Genomic DNA, 1,244 nt, shown 5'->3' on the forward strand with positions numbered 1-1,244 from the left:
TGGTGCCCGTACCGCAAACCGACACAGGTAGGCGAGGAGAGAATCCTAAGGTGAGCGAGAGAACTCTCGTTAAGGAACTCGGCAAAATGACCCCGTAACTTCGGGAGAAGGGGTGCTTTTTAGGGTGTTAAAGCCCGGAAAAGCCGCAGTGAATAGGCCCAGGCGACTGTTTAGCAAAAACACAGGTCTCTGCGAAGCCGCAAGGCGAAGTATAGGGGCTGACGCCTGCCCGGTGCTGGAAGGTTAAGAGGAGGGGTTAGCGCAAGCGAAGCTCTGAATCGAAGCCCCAGTAAACGGCGGCCGTAACTATAACGGTCCTAAGGTAGCGAAATTCCTTGTCGGGTAAGTTCCGACCCGCACGAAAGGCGTAACGATCTGGGCACTGTCTCAACGAGAGACTCGGTGAAATTATAGTACCTGTGAAGATGCAGGTTACCCGCGACAGGACGGAAAGACCCCGTGGAGCTTTACTGCAGCCTGATATTGAATTTTGGTACAGCTTGTACAGGATAGGTAGGAGCCTTGGAAGCCGGAGCGCCAGCTTCGGTGGAGGCATTGGTGGGATACTACCCTGGCTGTATTGAAATTCTAACCCGCATCCCTTATCGGGATGGGAGACAGTGTCAGGTGGGCAGTTTGACTGGGGCGGTCGCCTCCTAAAATGTAACGGAGGCGCCCAAAGGTTCCCTCAGAATGGTTGGAAATCATTCGTAGAGTGTAAAGGCACAAGGGAGCTTGACTGCGAGACCTACAAGTCGAGCAGGGACGAAAGTCGGGCTTAGTGATCCGGTGGTTCCGCATGGAAGGGCCATCGCTCAACGGATAAAAGCTACCCCGGGGATAACAGGCTTATCTCCCCCAAGAGTCCACATCGACGGGGAGGTTTGGCACCTCGATGTCGGCTCATCGCATCCTGGGGCTGTAGTCGGTCCCAAGGGTTGGGCTGTTCGCCCATTAAAGCGGTACGCGAGCTGGGTTCAGAACGTCGTGAGACAGTTCGGTCCCTATCCGTCGTGGGCGCAGGAAATTTGAGAGGAGCTGTCCTTAGTACGAGAGGACCGGGATGGACGCACCGCTGGTGTACCAGTTGTCTTGCCAAAGGCATCGCTGGGTAGCTATGTGCGGACGGGATAAGTGCTGAAAGCATCTAAGCATGAAGCCCCCCTCAAGATGAGATTTCCTTTTAGCATTAGCTAAGTAAGATCCCTGAAAGATGATCAGGTTGATAGGTCAGAGGTGGAAGC

Annotated in this window: 1 rRNA gene; it reads left to right on the top strand. The window is 54.3% G+C overall.

The features are described 5' to 3' along the window. A 23S ribosomal RNA gene (locus M3182_RS25520) occupies positions 1 to 1,244 on the top strand; the annotation flags it as partial.

The organism is Mesobacillus maritimus (assembly GCF_023715205.1).
GTDB lineage: Bacteria > Bacillota > Bacilli > Bacillales > Cytobacillaceae > Mesobacillus_B > Mesobacillus_B maritimus_C.